11 protein-coding genes are annotated in these 15,873 nt (G+C 73.4%); 10 read left to right on the top strand and 1 reads right to left on the bottom strand.

Going from position 1 to position 15,873, the window contains the following annotated elements; all coding sequences use genetic code 11:
* The first annotated feature begins 365 nt into the window (after positions 1-365).
* The 3 genes from AC5677_RS14980 (at position 366) to AC5677_RS14970 (ending at position 6,339) form a co-directional block, all read left to right on the top strand.
* Positions 366-629, top strand: coding sequence for a WhiB family transcriptional regulator (locus AC5677_RS14980; RefSeq protein WP_003983763.1), 264 nt, complete (start codon positions 366-368; stop codon positions 627-629).
* A 326-nt stretch (positions 630-955) separates the two neighbouring features.
* Positions 956-4,756, top strand: coding sequence for a glycosyltransferase family 2 protein (locus tag AC5677_RS14975; RefSeq protein ID WP_497195533.1), 3,801 nt, complete (start codon positions 956-958; stop codon positions 4,754-4,756).
* On the top strand, positions 4,753-6,339 hold the full coding sequence (locus AC5677_RS14970; protein WP_497195532.1) for a DUF5719 family protein: 1,587 nt from the start codon (positions 4,753-4,755) through the stop codon (positions 6,337-6,339). Before AC5677_RS14975 ends, AC5677_RS14970 begins: the two co-directional genes overlap by 4 nt.
* A gap of 350 nt (positions 6,340-6,689) precedes the next feature.
* On the opposite strand, the gene AC5677_RS14965 is transcribed toward AC5677_RS14970, so the two are convergent.
* Positions 6,690-7,148 (bottom strand): metallopeptidase family protein, encoded by a 459-nt coding sequence (locus AC5677_RS14965; RefSeq protein ID WP_497195531.1) that lies wholly within the window; start codon positions 7,146-7,148, stop codon positions 6,690-6,692.
* Positions 7,149-7,429: 281 nt separating this feature from the next.
* Here AC5677_RS14965 and AC5677_RS14960 point away from each other — a divergent pair, with 281 nt between their 5' ends.
* The 7 genes from AC5677_RS14960 (at position 7,430) to AC5677_RS14930 (ending at position 15,842) form a co-directional block, all read left to right on the top strand.
* Complete coding sequence (locus AC5677_RS14960) at positions 7,430-7,909, top strand: DUF3499 domain-containing protein (protein WP_497196628.1); 480 nt, start codon at positions 7,430-7,432, stop codon at positions 7,907-7,909.
* A gap of 213 nt (positions 7,910-8,122) precedes the next feature.
* Complete coding sequence (locus tag AC5677_RS14955) at positions 8,123-9,739, top strand: L-lactate permease (protein ID WP_497195530.1); 1,617 nt, start codon at positions 8,123-8,125, stop codon at positions 9,737-9,739.
* 159 nt (positions 9,740-9,898) lie between these two features.
* The gene (locus AC5677_RS14950) at positions 9,899-11,257 is read left to right on the top strand and encodes a phosphomannomutase/phosphoglucomutase (protein WP_497195529.1); all 1,359 of its coding nucleotides are present in this window, start codon (positions 9,899-9,901) and stop codon (positions 11,255-11,257) included.
* Positions 11,258-11,386: 129 nt separating this feature from the next.
* Positions 11,387-11,569 carry a Trm112 family protein gene (locus AC5677_RS14945; RefSeq protein WP_497195528.1) on the top strand — a complete coding sequence of 61 codons (183 nt, stop codon included), beginning with the start codon at positions 11,387-11,389 and terminating at the stop codon, positions 11,567-11,569.
* 76 nt (positions 11,570-11,645) lie between these two features.
* Entirely contained in the window at positions 11,646-12,782 is a 1,137-nt protein-coding gene (locus AC5677_RS14940) for an SIS domain-containing protein (RefSeq protein WP_497195527.1), read from the top strand.
* A gap of 188 nt (positions 12,783-12,970) precedes the next feature.
* Positions 12,971-14,167: a mannose-6-phosphate isomerase, class I gene (manA, locus tag AC5677_RS14935; protein ID WP_497195526.1), complete on the top strand. Its 1,197-nt coding sequence runs from the start codon at positions 12,971-12,973 to the stop codon at positions 14,165-14,167.
* Between the two features lie 715 nt (positions 14,168-14,882).
* Positions 14,883-15,842 (top strand): cation diffusion facilitator family transporter, encoded by a 960-nt coding sequence (locus AC5677_RS14930; RefSeq protein WP_497195525.1) that lies wholly within the window; start codon positions 14,883-14,885, stop codon positions 15,840-15,842.
* The last annotated feature ends 31 nt before the right edge of the window (positions 15,843-15,873 follow it).

Genomic DNA, 15,873 nt, shown 5'->3' with positions numbered 1-15,873 from the left:
AGGTTTGTGCACATGCCGACCAGGAGATGTCGCCCATCAACCGCGCATCCAAACGCCGTTGTGATCTCGTGATCCGTCTGTGATCTTCCATGCTTCGGTGTGCGAGGTGCAACGCGAATGCCGTCCGATCACGTCTCAGGTAGCGAGAGGGGAGATCCGGGCGGCACGCCTTGGGGAAGTGTCCGGGTTTTTGATGATTTGAACACTTTCTGCACACGCTTGGTTCCACAGAGTGAATAAGAGGCCCAATAGCAGATCTCGGCTTGACTGGCCCGGATCAGCACACTTGTAATTTCACTCGTGTCGTTCAGCCAAAAACGATCACGGCTGGATCACGGGGACGTAAAGACAGACGAGGGGCGCACATGACCGAGCTGTTCCAGGAATTGCTGGTCGAGGAGGCGGACGAGGAGCTCGGCTGGCAGGAGCGCGCACTGTGCGCCCAGACCGACCCCGAATCCTTCTTCCCGGAGAAGGGGGGCTCCACCCGCGAGGCCAAGAAGGTCTGCCTCGCCTGTGAGGTCCGCTCCGAGTGCCTTGAATACGCGCTTGCCAACGACGAACGCTTCGGCATCTGGGGCGGTCTGTCCGAGCGCGAGAGGCGCCGGCTGAAGAAGGCCGCCGTCTGACGATGTCACGGCAGCCCGTAACGCCCAGGGCGCGCGGCTGCACCACGCCCGCCGCCGTGCCGCGCCAACTCCCCATATCCCCCTATAGCGAACCCTCCGCCTCCCGCGCACCGGCCGCCGGAGGCGGACTGCTGTCTCCCACAGCACACGGGCCCGGTCGGGACTCCGGCGCGAACCATTAGTGTGGGGCACCGTCCGAGATGCGCCGCCGCCCCACGGGTCGCGCGCGTCGCCTCGTAGTCCGTCGCAGTGTCTGCCGGGGGCGGGGGCCTTGAGCGACTTCGCCGCGGGCCCCGGACTCCCGGGTCCGGAGGGCCCGTACCTCGATGTCCGTGCACAGTCAGTCGGCGGCCCAGGCCGCCCCATACGCAGCTGACACCCCAGAGTTCCCGCGGCATGTCGTCACCGCCGTGATCGTCTCCCATGACGGCGCCCGCTGGCTGCCCGACGCGCTCGCCGGGCTGCTCGGCCAGGAGCGCCCGGTGCAGAACGTCATCGGCGCCGACACCGGCAGCGCGGACGAATCCGCCAAGCTGCTCGCCGACGCCATCGGGGACGAGCGGGTGCTGCACCTCGCCCGCCGCTCCGGATTCGGCACCGCGGTGGACGAGGCGGTCCGAACGGCCCCCGTGCTCACCCCGGACGATCTGGCCTATCTGCGCCGCCCCAGCGGCTGGGACCCCGTCAGCAGGACGTGGCGTGACGAGGCCTACGACATGCCCGAACTCCCGCACGGCGAGCCGGTCCAGTGGCTGTGGCTGCTGCACGACGACTGCGCCCCCGCGCCCACCGCGCTCGCCGAACTGCTGCGGGTCGCCGACGCCAGCCCCTCCACCGCCATCGTCGGCCCCAAGCTGCGCAGCTGGTACGACCGGCGGCAGCTGCTCGAAGCCGGCGTCAGCATCGCCCGCAGCGGCCGCCGTTGGACCGGCCTGGACCGCCGCGAACAGGACCAGGGCCAGCACGACCAGATCCGTCCCGTGCTCTCCGTCTCCACCGCCGGCATGCTCATCCGCCGCGACGTCTACGAGCAGTTGGGCGGCTTCGACCGCCGGCTGCCGCTGATGCGCGACGACGTCGATCTGTGCTGGCGCGCCCAGGCGGCCGGCCACCAGGTGCTCATCGCGCCGGACGCGGTCCTGCGGCACGCCGAGGCCGCCGCCCGCGAACGCCGCCCCATCGACTGCGTCGGCCGCTTCGTCGCCAACCCGCACCGCGTCGACAAGTCCGGCGCCGTCTACACCCTGCTCGCCAACACCCGCGGCGGGCTGCTCCCGTACGTGCTGCTGCGGCTGGTGCTCGGTACCTTCCTGCGCGTTCTGGCCTACCTCGTCGGCAAGGTCCCCGGCCAGGCGCTCGACGAACTCGCCGGGCTCTTCGGCACCCTGCTGCGGCCCGGCAAGATCCTCGCCGCCCGCAAACGCAGAGGCCGGCCGGCGGTGGACGCGAGCGAGCTGCGGCCGCTCTTCCCGCCGCCCGGCGCGACCGTGCGCGCCACCGTCGAACAGGTCGCGGGCAACCTCGCGGGCCGCGCCGCGCCCGATGTCGCCTCGGCCGGCCGGCACGGCGCCGTGGAATCCGGGCCCGGCGGCGACGACGCCGACTTCCTGGAGGTCGAGCAGTTCGCGCGGCTCAAGCGGATCGCCCGCAAGCCGGGTCCGTTGCTCTTCCTGCTGCTGCTGGTGGTCTCGCTGATCGCCTGCCGCGGGCTGCTCGGCACCGGCGCGCTCACCGGCGGTGCGATGCTCCCCGCACCGGGCAGCGTCTCCGACCTGTGGTCGGCGTACCTCGACAGCTGGCACGCCGTCGGCACCGGCGACGCCGCATCCGCGCCGCCCTACCTGGCGGTCGTCGCCCTGGTCTCCACGATCTTCGTCGGCAGCACCGGCTTCACCCTCACCCTGCTGCTGGTGTGCTCCGTCCCGCTGGCCGGACTCACCGCCTACTTCGCCTCCCGCCCGCTGGTCACCTCCCGGCTGCTGCGGGCCTGGGGGAGCATCGCGTACGCCTTCCTGCCCGCCGCCACCGGCGCGCTGGCAGGCGGCCGCCTGGGCACCGCCGTACTCGCCATCCTGCTGCCGCTGATGGCCCGCGCCGCGGTCGCCGCCGCCGGACTGCGCCTGAGCCCCGGCACCCGCCCCAGCTGGCGCGCCACCTGGGCGTACACCCTGCTGGTCACCTTCACCATGGCCTTCACCCCCGTCGTCTGGCCGATGGCGGTGCTGCTCGGCATCGGGCTGCTGGTGCGGAGTGCCCTGACGAGCCGTGACCTGCTGGTCGGCCACGTCCTGCGCTTCCTGGCCGTGGCCGTCGTGCCGGTCGTGGTGCTCGCCCCCTGGTCGCTGTCGCTCTTCGGCAACCCCGCCCGCTTCTTCCAGGAGGCCGGGCTCGACTACGGCACCGGATCGGCCTCCGTACTGGACCTGATCGGCCTGAGCCCCGGCGGCCCCAAGGCGGCCGGCGGGCTGCTGCTGATCGGTATCGTCCTGGCCGCACTGGCGGCGACGCTGCGCGACGAGCGGCAGACCGCGATCCGCACCGCCTGGGTGGTGGCGGTGGCCGGGCTGCTGTGCGCGGCGCTGGGCAACGCCTCCGGCTGGACCGGGCCCGCGATGCTCGTCTACGGCCTGGCCCTGCTGTGCGCCGCGGCGATCGGCGCCGAGGGCATCCGCACCCGGATGACCGCCATGGGCTTCGGCTGGAAGCAGCCGGTCGCCGTGCTGATCGCGCTGGCATCCGTCCTCGCCCCGCTCTACGCCGCCGTCAGCTGGATGATCACCGGCGCGGCCGGCCCCCTGGAACGGCGCGACCCCGCGCAGGTCCCGGCGTTCGTCGCCGAGGAGTCAGGCACCGACGACCGCGCCCGCACCCTCGTCCTCGACGGCCGCACCGGCCATGTCGACTACACCCTGGTCCGCGGCTCCGGCGCCCGGCTCGGCGACGCCGACCTGGCCGCCACGGCCGGCGAGGACAAGCGTTTCGGCGGCATCGTCGCCAACCTCGTGGCCGGCTCCGGCGCCGACCAGACCAGCCAGCTCGGCGGCTACGCCGTCCGCTACATCCTGGTGCGCAACGGCGCGCCCCGCACGATGGGCCGGGTGCTGGACGCGACGCCGGGGCTGACCCGGCTCAGCCAGGACGACGGCAGCGCCCTGTGGCGGGTCGACCGCCGGGTCTCGCGGGTCTCCATCGTCCAGGGCGGGACGACCGACGGCACCCGCGCCGGCGAGGCCGCCGCGCCGGTCCCCGTACCGTCCGGCCCCGTCGAGGCGCACACCGGCAAGGTGCCCGCCGGCCCCGCCGGCCGGGTGCTGCGCATCGCGGACACCGCCGACCCGGGCTGGCAGGCCACCCTGAACGGCAAGCCGCTCAAGCCCGTGACGGTCGACGGCTGGGCGCAGGGCTTCACGCTCCCCTCGGACGGCGGCCGGCTCGACCTCACCTACGAGAACCCGACCGGCCACACCGTCTGGCTGTGGACCCAGGGATTCCTCGCCGTCGTCCTGGTGGTGATGGCGCTGCCGGGCCGCCGCCGGGAGATCGACGACGACCTGCCCGAGGACGACGCCGTGCTGGCCGCCGCCCAGGCGGCCACCGGCGACGGCCGCCGGGCGCGCAGGCTGCGGGCCGCCGCGGAGGCGGCCGGGCACCAGGCCGCGCCGGAGCCGGCCGGGGAGGAGCCCGCCGCCGTTCCGGTCCAGGAGGCCGAGGCGACCGGCGACCCGTACGCGGCGGTGCCGCAACAGCAGTCGTACGAGCAGTGGGCAACGGCCCAGCAGGCGGACCCGGCCGCGCCGGGACAGCCCGCCGACCAGCCCTACGCTCCCGCCGACCAGCCCTACGCTCCCGCCGACCAGTCCTACGCTCCCGCCGACCCGTACCAGGCAGGCGACGGCGGTCAGTACGCGCAGGCCGGTCCGTACGCGCCGCAGCAGCCGCCCTACCCCCAGGCCGACCCGTACCAGGCCACCGACCCCTACGCGGCGGACCCCTACCAGGCGGGCACCTACGACCCGTACGGCTACGCCCAGCAGCCCCAGCAGCCCCAGCAGCCCTACGACGACGGCACGACGTACCCCGGCTCCTTCCCCGAGCAGCCGCGCCGTGACGGGAGCGACCAGCAGTGAAGCGCACGATGATGTCCCTGATCGGCGCGGCGGCCGGGCTGGCCGCCGTCACCGGTGTCGCCGCCGTCGCCGCCCCGGACGGCGCGGCCAAGGCGGCGCCACAGGGCGGCACCCGGCTGCCCGTCCAGCGCTCCGCGCTGCTCTGCCCGGCCCCGACGTCCTCGGAGGTCGGCGACACCACGTACACGTCCTTCGTCCCCAAGGGCGCGGCGGCCGGTGCGGACGCGAAGAAGGGCACCGCGAAGCTGGTGCCCGCCGGGACCGTCGAGGACGGCAGCGGGGCCGGCGACACGTCGAAGAAGGGCGGCAAGGGCAAGAGCAAGGGCAAGGACAGCGGCGCGGACACCGGCAGCACGGTCGTGCCGCCGCGCGACACCAAGCCCGTGGCGCCCCTCGACCAGGCGGGCCGGCCGGTCACCGCGCGGACCGACGCGGCCGATGCGCCCGCCCTGGTGGGCGACGCCGACGGCACTCTCGCCCCCGGCTGGACCGCTCAGCAGACCACCTCCGTCGCCGCCGGCAACGGCCGCGGACTGTTCGGGCTGAGCTGCACCGCCCCGGACACGACGTTCTGGTTCCCCGGTGTCAGCACCGACAAGGACCGCCAGGACTTCGTCCATCTGACCAACCCCGGGCCGACCGACGCCGAGGTCGACCTCGAACTGCGGGGCAAGGACGGGGCGTTGAGCGGCGCCACGGCCGAGGGCATCACCGTTCCAGCGCACACCACGGTCTCGCGGCTGCTGTCCACCCTGACCGGCAGCCCGGCCACCAACGCCGCGCTGCATGTCGTCGTCCGCCAGGGCCGGGTCGGCGCCGCCGTCCAGGCCTCCGACGCCAAGCTGGGCGGCGACTGGCTGCCGCCCGCCGCCGACCCGGCCGACAGCCTGGTGCTGCCCGGCATCCCCAAGGACGCCACCTCCGTGCGCCTGGTGGCCGTCGCACCCGGTGCGGCGGACGCCGACCTCAAGGTGCAGCTGGCCACCCCGAGCGGCCTGATCACCCCGGCTGGAGCGGAGACGCTGCACGTCAAGAGCGGGATGACGACGGCGATCGACCTCCGGGACCTGACCAAGGGCGAGGCCGGATCGCTGGTGCTCACGCCCGCCGACGGCGGCTCCAAGGCCCCGGTCACGGCCGCGCTGCGGGTGACCCGGGGCAAGGGCGCCGACCAGGAGATGGCCTTCATCCCGGCGACCCTCCCGGTGGACAAGCGCGCCACGGTCGCCGACAACCGCTCCAAGGGCAGCACCCTGTCCCTCGTCGCGCCGGAGAAGGGCAAGGACGCGAAGGTCAAGGTCACCGCGTCGGCGGGCAGCGACGGCGGCACGCCGGTCTCCAAGACGTACACGGTCAAGGGCGGCAGCACCCTCGCCATCGACCCCCCGCGCCCCTCGGGCCTCAAGGGCACCTACGCGCTGACGGTGGAGCCCCAGCCGGGCAGCGGCCCGGTCTACGCGGCGCGCACGCTGGTGCAGCCGCTGGGCGGCATCCCGGCCTTCACCGTGCAGACCCTGCCCGACGACCGGGGCACGGTCGTCGTCCCCACGGCGGGCCAGGACCTGTCGCTGCTGAACGACTGAGCGCTCCCGTACCGACCCGCGCCAGGACCTGCCCCACGGGACAGGTCCTGGCGCCACCGCACGTTTCCGTCGGCGTCCCACCGCCGCCACGACGTGAACCGCAACCGGCAACGGCTCCCGCCCCGGGCCGCCACGCCGTACGGCTCATTCCTGGCGCCACCGCACGTTTCCGTCGGCGTCCCACCGCCGCCACGACGTGAACCGCAACCGGCAACGGCTCCCGCCCCGGGCCGCCACGCCGTACGGCTCATTCCTGGCGCCACCCCACGTTTCCGTCGGCGTCCCACCGCCACCACGACGTGAACCGCAACCGGCAACGGCTCCCGCCCCGGGTGACCACGCCGTACGGCCTACTCCTGGCCATAGCGCGGGTCCACCGACTCCGGGGCCAGCCCCAGCAGTTCGGCGACCTGCTCGACGACCACCTCGTGGACCAGCAGCGCGCGCTCGTCGCGGCTCTTGGTGCGGATCTCCACCGGCCTGCGGTAGATCACGATCCGGTCGCGATGTCCGCCGCCGGCCGGTACCACCCTGCCCAGCGGTACGGTCTCGCCGTCCGCCTCCGCGTCCGGCCAGGCGTCGGGGCCGGAACCGGGCACGTCCAGGACCATGAAGTCGACCTCCGCGAGCTGCGGCCAGCGCCGCTCCAGGCGGTCGCGGGAGTCATAGACGAGGTCCACGAAGGCGTCGGCGCGGCTCACCGACAGCGGCACCTGAGGAGGCGCGATCGGGCCGCGCATACCGCGGCCGTGCCGGTCGCGGCGGCGGAGTCGCGGCTCCGACGGTCGGGGAGGTACGGGGCTGTCCATCAGCATCGAGCGTAACCGTCGCGGGGCGGGCGGTACCGCGAAGCGCGACAAGACGCATGATGTCGCCGAGTGACCGGTCCGCTCCGCGTTCCGTTCGTTTCCATCCCCCTATGAGATCGCGGATCCCCCGCGGAATGACATGAATTGCGCCGACTGGTGACGGCTTTCCGTGCGCCGCGCCGTCCGCTCCGAGCTGCCCGGACCGGCGATGCCGCGGCGGCGCGCACCGTTTCCATCTGGAGCGGTGGCGGACGACGGGAGGGTGGGTGCAGGTCAGACGCATCGGGCGAAGCGGGACGACACGGTCGGGTGAGCCGGGGGAGAGTCGTCGCGGCCCGCTCAAGAGTGCGGTACCGTCCAACGTCGTGAGCCCTGTACGTCGCTGTTCGCGCACTGCGTGCGGCCGCCCCGCCGTCGCAACGCTGACGTACGTCTATGCGGATTCGACCGCCGTGCTCGGACCGCTCGCCACCTACGCCGAGCCACACTGCTACGACCTGTGCGCCGAGCACTCCGAGCGCCTGACCGCGCCCCGTGGCTGGGAAGTCGTCCGCCTCGCCATCGACGCGGGCCCCGCCCGGCCCAGCGGCGACGACCTCGAAGCGCTCGCCAATGCCGTACGCGAGGCGGCCCGCCCGCAGGAGCGTGCCGCGGGCGGCGACGGAAGCCAGGCGGGCGACGGGCCCGCCGGCCGCGACGGCCGGCCCATGGAGGTGGCCCGCCGCGGCCATCTGCGGGTCCTGCGGTCCCCCGACTCCTGACCGGCTGACCCGGCGCGCCCGCTCCTCCCTCTGCCCGGAAACCCCGGAATGCCCCGGAAGCTCCTTCCTGCCTGCCGGGAATCTCCTCACGATCAATCGACCGCCGACCATTGACGCCAACTTGGCCGAGACCTGAGCATGATTTTCCGCTCTCGCGTAATTTAATTTCGCAGTACGGAATTACGGCGAGAGGTCGCTCACGTCGGAGGTCCCGTGTACGTCCAACAGCTGGAGCCCATAGCCGACTCGCTCGCCCTGTCCGCCTTAGTTGCCGCACTGCCCCTGCTCACCGTCCTCGTCCTGCTCGGGGCCGTGCGCATGCGCGCCCACTTAGCCGGCCTGATCGGCCTCGGCGTCGCGTTCGTCGTCGCCGCCCTCGGCTACGGCATGCCCGTCGGCCAGACCCTCTCCGGCGCCGCCCAAGGCGCCCTTTTCGGCCTCTTTCCCATCATCTGGATCGTCGCCAACGCCCTCTGGGTCTACCGGATGACGGTCCGCACCCAGCACTTCGACGTGCTGCGCCGCTCCTTCTCCCGGCTCTCCGCCGACCCCCGCATCCAGGCCCTGGTCATCGCCTTCTGCTTCGGCGGCCTCCTGGAGGCACTGGCCGGATTCGGCGCCCCGGTCGCCATCAGCGCGGTGATGCTCGTCGCGCTCGGCTTCGCCCCGGCCAAGGCCGCGATCGTCGCCCTGGTCGCCAACACCGCCCCCGTCGCCTTCGGCGGCATGGGCACCCCCGTCGCCACCCTCGCCCAGGTCACCGGCCTGCCGTTGACCTCCGTCGCCTCCGTGGTGGGCCGTCAGACCCCGCTGCTGGCGCTGGTCGTACCGCTGCTGCTGGTCGTCCTCGTCGACGGCCGGCGCGGCCTGCGCGAGACCTGGGTGCCCGCGCTCGCCTGCGGATCCGCCTTCGCCGTCGTCCAGTTCGCCGCCTCCAACTTCGTCTCGGTGCAGCTCGCGGACATCGGCGCGGCGCTGGCCGGCACCATCGCCCTGGTGGCCGTCCCCAGCGCCCGCAAACCCGCCGCGGAGCCGGTACGCGACGCGATCCTCACCGGCGTCCGCAACCAGGACCTCGACGTACGCGACGAGCGCCGCGAGGTCGTCCGCGCCTACGCGCCCTACGTCCTGATCATCGTGATCTTCTCGGCCGCCCAACTCCCGCCGGTCAAGGACCTGCTGGCCAGGGCGAACCAGACCTTCGACTGGCCGTTCCTGAACGTCGCGGGCCCGGACGGCAGGCCCGTCGGCGGCAATGTCTTCTCCCTGCCGCTGATCGAGGCCGGCGGCACACTGGTGCTGCTGGCCGGCCTCATCACCGCCGCGATCCTCGGCGTCACGGCGAAGGACGCCGCACGGGAATGGCTCGCCACCGTCCACGAACTGCGCCGCACCATCGTCACCGTCACCTCCGTACTCGCCCTCGCCTACGTCATGAACCTCTCCGGACAGGCAGGCACCATCGGCCACTTCGTCGCCGCGGCCGGCGCCGGACTGGCCTTCCTCTCGCCCGTCCTGGGCTGGTTCGGCGTCGCCGTCTCCGGCTCCGACACCTCCGCCAACGCCCTCTTCGGCGCCCTCCAGGTCACCGCCGCCCGGCAGTCCGGCCTCTCGCCCGAACTCCTCGCCGCCGCCAACAGCTCCGGCGGGGTCCTCGGCAAGATGATCTCGCCGCAGAACCTGACCATCGCCTGCGCCGCCGTCGGCCTCGCCGGAAAGGAGGGGGACCTGCTGCGCAAGCTGCTGTGGTGGAGCCTGGGCCTCCTGCTGGTGATGTGCCTGCTCGTGGTCGCCCAGAGCAGCGCCGTACTCGGCTGGATGCTGCCCTAGCTGGACCGGCCGCACCGTCCACCGGACACGCAGGTCCGCCGCCCGTGCGGGGACCGGGACCGGCGCCGTGGCGCGCACGGCCGGTTCACGGCCCCCGCACAGGGCGGGCGGGTAGGTTTGGGGCTCCGTAGCGACTCAGCGACTCCAGGAGGCCCGGCAGTGACCGATCTGTCGCAGCTCGTCAAGGCGTACGACGTGCGCGGTGTGGTCCCCGACCAGTGGGACGAGACGCTCGCCGAGCTGTTCGGCGCGGCCTTCGTCCAGATCACCGACGCGGACGCGATCGTGACCGGGCACGACATGCGGCCCTCCTCACCCGGCCTGTCCAGGGCCTTCGCCCGGGGCGCGGCGGCCCGCGGCGCCGACGTCACCGAGATCGGGCTCTGCTCGACCGACGAGCTCTACTACGCCAGCGGCGCGCTCGGCCTGCCCGGCGCGATGTTCACCGCCTCGCACAACCCCGCCCAGTACAACGGCATCAAGATGTGCCGGGCGGGCGCCTCCCCGGTCGGCCAGGACACCGGCCTCGCCGAGATCCGTGCCCTCGTCGAGGACTGGTCCGAAGGCGGCGCCCCCGAACCGGTCGCCGCCACCGGCTCCGTCACCCAGCGCGATGTGCTCGAGGACTACGCCGACCACCTGCGCAACCTCGTGGACCTGACTGGCATCCGCCCCCTGAAGGTCGTCGTCGACGCGGGCAACGGCATGGGCGGCTACACCGTGCCCACCGTCTTCGAGGGCCTGCCCCTCCAACTCGACGCCATGTACTTCGACCTGGACGGCTCCTTCCCGAACCACGAGGCCAACCCCCTCGACCCCAAGAACATCGTCGACCTCCAGGCCCGGGTCCGCGAGACCGGCGCCGACCTCGGCCTCGCCTTCGACGGCGACGCCGACCGCTGCTTCGTCGTCGACGAGAACGGCGACCCGGTCTCCCCCTCCGCGATCACCGCACTGGTCGCCGCCCGCGAACTCGCCAAGCACCCCGGCGGAACGATCATCCACAACTGCATCACCTCCTGGTCGGTCCCCGAGGTCGTCAAGGAGAACGGCGGCAAGGCGGTCCGCACCCGCGTCGGCCACTCCTTCATCAAGGCGGAGATGGCCGAGAGCGGCGCCATCTTCGGCGGCGAGCACTCCGCGCACTACTACTTCCGCGACTTCTGGAACGCCGACACCGGCATGCTCGCCGCCCTGCACGTCCTCGCCGCCCTCGGCGGCCAGCAGGGCCCGCTCTCGCAGCTCGTCGCCCAGTACGACCGCTACGCCGCCTCCGGCGAGATCAACAGCACCGTCGACGACCAGAACGGCCGCCTCGCCGCCATCAAGGCCGCCTACCAGGGCCGCGAAGGCGTCACCATCGACGAACTGGACGGCCTGACCGTCACCGCCGCCGACTGGTGGTTCAACGTCCGCCCCTCCAACACCGAGCCCCTGCTCCGGCTGAACGCCGAGGCCCGCGACACGGCCACCGTCGACCGGGTACGGGACGAGGCGCTCGCCATCATCCGCGGCTAGCCGCCCGGGAGGGGCGGCGGCCCCCGGCAGCCACCCCTCCCACCTCCGCACATCCCCTCCGAGCAGGACCCGGCCCCCGGTACGGCGGTACGCTGGCCAAGCCGCAATCACCCCGAAGGAGCAGCCTCCATGCCGGTCGAAGCCAGCTTGATCGAGATCCTCGCCTGCCCGGCGTGCCACGCCCCGCTCGAGGACCACACCGCGGCTGACCCCGCCACGCTGGCCTGCACCTCCGCCGACTGCGGTCTCGCCTACCCCGTCCGGGACGGCATCCCCGTACTCCTCGTCGACGAGGCCAGCCGCCCCGCCTGACCGGGCAGCGCCGGGCCCGACCCGGCGCCACCCGGTGATCCCCCGCCCGTACCGGCGAACGGAGGCCGCGCCCACCATGCTCGACGAGTCACTCCTCGATGCCCCTGAGGCGCTGGCCGGCGCCGACCGATACGGACTGCTGCGCGGCGTGGCCGAATCCGGCGCCCGGGTGCGCTCAGCCGCCCGCAGCGCCGCCGAGGCCGGCATCCCCGACCTCACGCCCGATGGACGGCCACGCGCCGTCCTCGTCGCGGGTCCCGGCCCCGCCGCACCGGCGATCGCCGAACTCCTCGCCGCCCTGGGCGGCGGCAGCTGCCCGGTCACCCACATCCCGCCCACCGGCGTCGCCCCGCTGCCCGGTGCCATGCGCTGGACACTGCCCGGCTGGACCGGCCCCCTGGACCTGCTGCTGCTCGCCGGACCCGACGGTTCCGACTCCGGCCTGGCCGAGCTGGTCGAGCAGGCCTACCGCCGCGGCTGCGCGGTCGTCGCCGTCACCCCGGCCGGCGGCGCGCTCGCCGACGCCGTCGTCCAGGCCCGCGGCCTCACCGTCCCGCTGCCGACCACGTCCTACGACGCCGAATTCGACGTCGAAGGCGCGCCCCCGGCCGCCCCCGGCACCCTCTGGTCGCTGCTCATCCCGCTGCTCGCGCTCGCCGACCGCATCGGCCTGCTCACCGCGCCGCCGGAGGCGCTCGGCCACCTCGCCGACCACCTCGACCAGCTCGCCGAGCGCTGCGGCCCGGCCGTCGCCACCTACACCAACCCGGCCAAGACCCTGGCCGCCGACCTCGCCGACGCCCTGCCGCTCATCTGGACCGAGGGCACCATCGCCGGCGCCGTCGGCCGGCACTTCGCCACCACACTCGCCGGGCTCGCCGGCCGCCCCGCGCTCGCCGCCGCGCTGCCCGAGGCGCTCACCACCCACCGCCCGCTGCTGGCCGGCACGCTGGCCGCCGGCGCCGACCCGGACGACTTCTTCCGTGACCGCGTCGAGGACCAGGCCGCACTGCGCGCCCGGGTCCTGCTGCTGCGCGAGGGGGAGCCGGGGCCGCACTCCGCCGCCCGCGCCGCCAACGCACTCGCCGACGAGTGCGAGACGGCCCTCAGCGAGCTCGAACCGCAGAGCGGCAGCGAGCTGGAGAGCGCCACGGAACTGCTTGCCATCACGGATTTCGCCGCCGTTTACCTGGCGCTCACCGACACCGAGTGATCATTGGGCGGGCCCACCCGGGACGCACGTGGGTCGCATGCGGGTCGCACGTGGCTCGCATGCGGATTCTCTCCGGCCCACGCCGCCCCACGCGGACCCGCCCGCTCACCGGACGTACGACGCCGACCGGACGTACGACGCCCAACGGTACGAACGACGACGACCACCCCGCAGGAAGCAGCTGCCCCATGGACCGCCTCGCCAACACCGTGCGCCCCTACGCCTGGGGCTCCACCACCGCCATCCCGGAGCTCCTCGGGGTCGAGCCGACCGGCGCACCGCAGGCCGAGCTGTGGATGGGCGCCCATCCCGGCACCCCCTCCCGGATAGACCGCGGCGCGGGCCCCGTCTCGCTGGCCGAGGTGATCGACGCCGCCCCCGAGGCCGAACTCGGCGAGCCCACCGTCCGTGCCTTCGGACTCCGGCTGCCGTTCCTCCTCAAGCTGCTCGCGGCCGGCTCCCCGCTCTCCCTCCAGGTCCACCCCGACCTGACCCAGGCGAAGGAAGGTTTCGCCGACGAGGAGCGACGCGGCATCCCGCTGGACGCCGCCCACCGCAACTACAAGGACGCCAACCACAAGCCCGAGCTGATCTGCGCGCTCACCCCCTTCGACGGCCTGTGCGGCTTCCGGCACCCGGACCGGTCCGCCGACCTCCTGGAAGGCCTCGGCGTCGACGACCTCAAGCCGTATGTCGACATCCTGCGCGCCAGCCCCGAGGAATCCGCCCTGCGCGAGGTGCTGACCGCCGTCCTGAGCGCCGAGCCCGACGCGATGGCCGACACCGTCGCACGCGCCGCCGCCGCGGCCGGCCGGCTGGCCGCCCAGCCGGGGGAGTACGCCGACGACTACGCCGCGTACGCCGCCATCGCCCACCACTACCCGGGCGACCCCGGCGTGATCGCCGCCATGCTCCTCAACCACGTCCGGCTCCAGCCCGGCGAGGCGCTCTTCCTCGGCGCCGGCATCCCGCACGCCTACCTCAGCGGCCTCGGCGTCGAGCTGATGGCCAACTCCGACAACGTCCTGCGCTGCGGCCTCACCCCCAAGCACGTCGACGTCCCCGAGCTGCTGCGCATCGTCCGCTTCGAGGCCGGCGACCCCGGCGTGATGCGCCCCGAGGCGGTCGACGGCGAGGAGATCTACGAGACCCCCATCGACGAATTCCGGCTCTCCCGCTTCGCCCTCGCCCCGGGGGCCGCGCCGCACCCGCTGGATGCCCGTACGCCGCAGGTCCTGCTGTGCACGGCAGGCACGGTCCGGCTGACGGGCGACGTCCCGGCCGCCCTGACCCTCACCCCCGGCGAATCGGCCTTCGTCCCGGCCGGCGAACGGATCACCCTCTCCGGAGACGGCACCCTCTTCCGCGCCACGGTCGTCGCGTAGGCGAGGGCTCGCCGATCACCTGGTGACCGCCGGGGGCACCGCTCCGGCCCTGCCGGGACACTGCCGTGTTCCTGCCGTGTCTACCATTCCGCCCCTGCCAGGAGCACCGGCCCACCCCCACCGGGGACACTCCCGAATCCCCGCCGTGTCCACCGCTCCGCCCTGCCGAGAGCACCGTCCCGCCCCTGCCGAGAGCACCGTCCCGCCCCTGCCAGGGACACCGTCCCGCCCCCGCCGGGGGTACTGCTCCGCCCCTGCCGTGTCTACCGCCCCGGCCCGTTGGGAGCACCGTCCCGCCCCCGCCGGGACACTGCCGTGTCCTCGCCGTGTCCACCGCTCCGCCCTGCCGGGAACACCGTCCCGCCCCGCCGGGGGTACTGCTCCGCCCCTCCCGGGGACACGCTGTGCCCCTGCCGCGTCTGCCGCCTCGCCCCTGCCGGGGACACCGCCCCACCCTCACCGGGAATACCGCCCGCCCCCACCGGGGACACCGCCCCACCCCCACCGGGAATACCGCCCGCCCCCGCCGCGTTACGGCCCGCAAGGGGCGCTCACAACCCCTACGGGATCTGTTCCCCCACCCCCTAAGGCCCCCCACCCAGATGGCCGCATGCTGGCCTCATGCCGCCGCCCCGGCGCCGGGCTGCAACAATGACCGCCGCACGGCATTAAAGGGGCGGTAAAGCCCGGTCGAGGGAAGGGACATGCGGCACACATGAGCGCATCAGGCGGGACAAAGGCCATCGTCGCGGCGCTGGGCGCCAACCTGGCGATCGCCGCAGCGAAGTTCGTGGCCTTCGCCTTCAGCGGCTCGTCCTCGATGCTGGCCGAGGGGGTGCACTCCGTCGCGGACTCCGGCAACCAGGGCCTGCTGCTGCTCGGCGGCAAGAAGGCCAAGCGCGAGGCGACCGCCGAACACCCCTTCGGTTACGGCCGCGAGCGGTACATCTACGGCTTCCTGGTCTCCATCGTCCTGTTCACCATCGGCGGCGTCTTCGCGCTCTACGAGGGCTACGAGAAGATCCACGACCCGCATCCGCTGGACAACTGGTTCTGGCCGGTCGGCGTCCTGGTCTTCGCGATCATTGCCGAGGGCTTCTCGTTCCGTACGGCCATCAAGGAGTCCAACGAGCTGCGCGGCAAGCAGACCTGGGGCCAGTTCATCCGCCGCGCCAAGGCACCCGAGCTGCCGGTCGTCCTCCTGGAGGACTTCGGCGCGCTGATCGGCCTGGTCCTCGCCCTGGGCGGCGTCGGCCTCACCCTCCTGACCGGCGACGGCATCTGGGACGGCATCGGCACCATGTGCATCGGCACGCTGCTGGTGGTGATCGCCCTGGTCCTGGCCGCCGAGACCAAGTCGCTGCTGCTGGGCGAGGCGGCGGGCCCCGAGGAGGTCGCCAAGATCCGCGAGGCGATCGTCGACGGTGATGTCGTCACCCGCGTCATCCACATGCGCACCCTCCACCTCGGCCCCGAGGAACTGCTGGTCGCCGCCAAGATCGCGGTCGAGCACGACGACACGGCCGCCCAGGTCGCAAAGGCCATCGACGCTGCCGAGGTACGCATCCGCGAGGCCGTGCCGATCGCCCGGGTCATCTACCTCGAGCCCGACATCTACAACGAGGCCGCGGCGGCCGCTGGCAACGACCCGGAGGCGACGCCGGGCGGCCGCTGAGCCGTCGTCCCGCAGGCGTGACGGCCCCCGC

Source organism: Streptomyces sp. JLSY215, from assembly GCF_059682825.1.
The sequence above is the reverse complement of the archived record's forward strand: the minus strand, read 5'-3'. Positions and strand labels throughout refer to the sequence as shown.

Bases quoted from the DNA above. Each gene is read 5' to 3' on its own strand.
- AC5677_RS14980 (WP_003983763.1), top strand. From the start codon at position 366: ATGACCGAGCTGTTCCAGGAATTGCTGGTCGAGGAGGCGGACGAGGAG.
- AC5677_RS14975 (WP_497195533.1), top strand. From the start codon at position 956: ATGTCCGTGCACAGTCAGTCGGCGGCCCAGGCCGCCCCATACGCAGCT.
- AC5677_RS14965 (WP_497195531.1), bottom strand. From the start codon at position 7,148: ATGGACAGCCCCGTACCTCCCCGACCGTCGGAGCCGCGACTCCGCCGC.
- AC5677_RS14945 (WP_497195528.1), top strand. From the start codon at position 11,387: ATGCCGGTCGAAGCCAGCTTGATCGAGATCCTCGCCTGCCCGGCGTGC.
- AC5677_RS14940 (WP_497195527.1), top strand. From the start codon at position 11,646: ATGCTCGACGAGTCACTCCTCGATGCCCCTGAGGCGCTGGCCGGCGCC.
- manA (WP_497195526.1), top strand. From the start codon at position 12,971: ATGGACCGCCTCGCCAACACCGTGCGCCCCTACGCCTGGGGCTCCACC.
- AC5677_RS14930 (WP_497195525.1), top strand. From the start codon at position 14,883: ATGAGCGCATCAGGCGGGACAAAGGCCATCGTCGCGGCGCTGGGCGCC.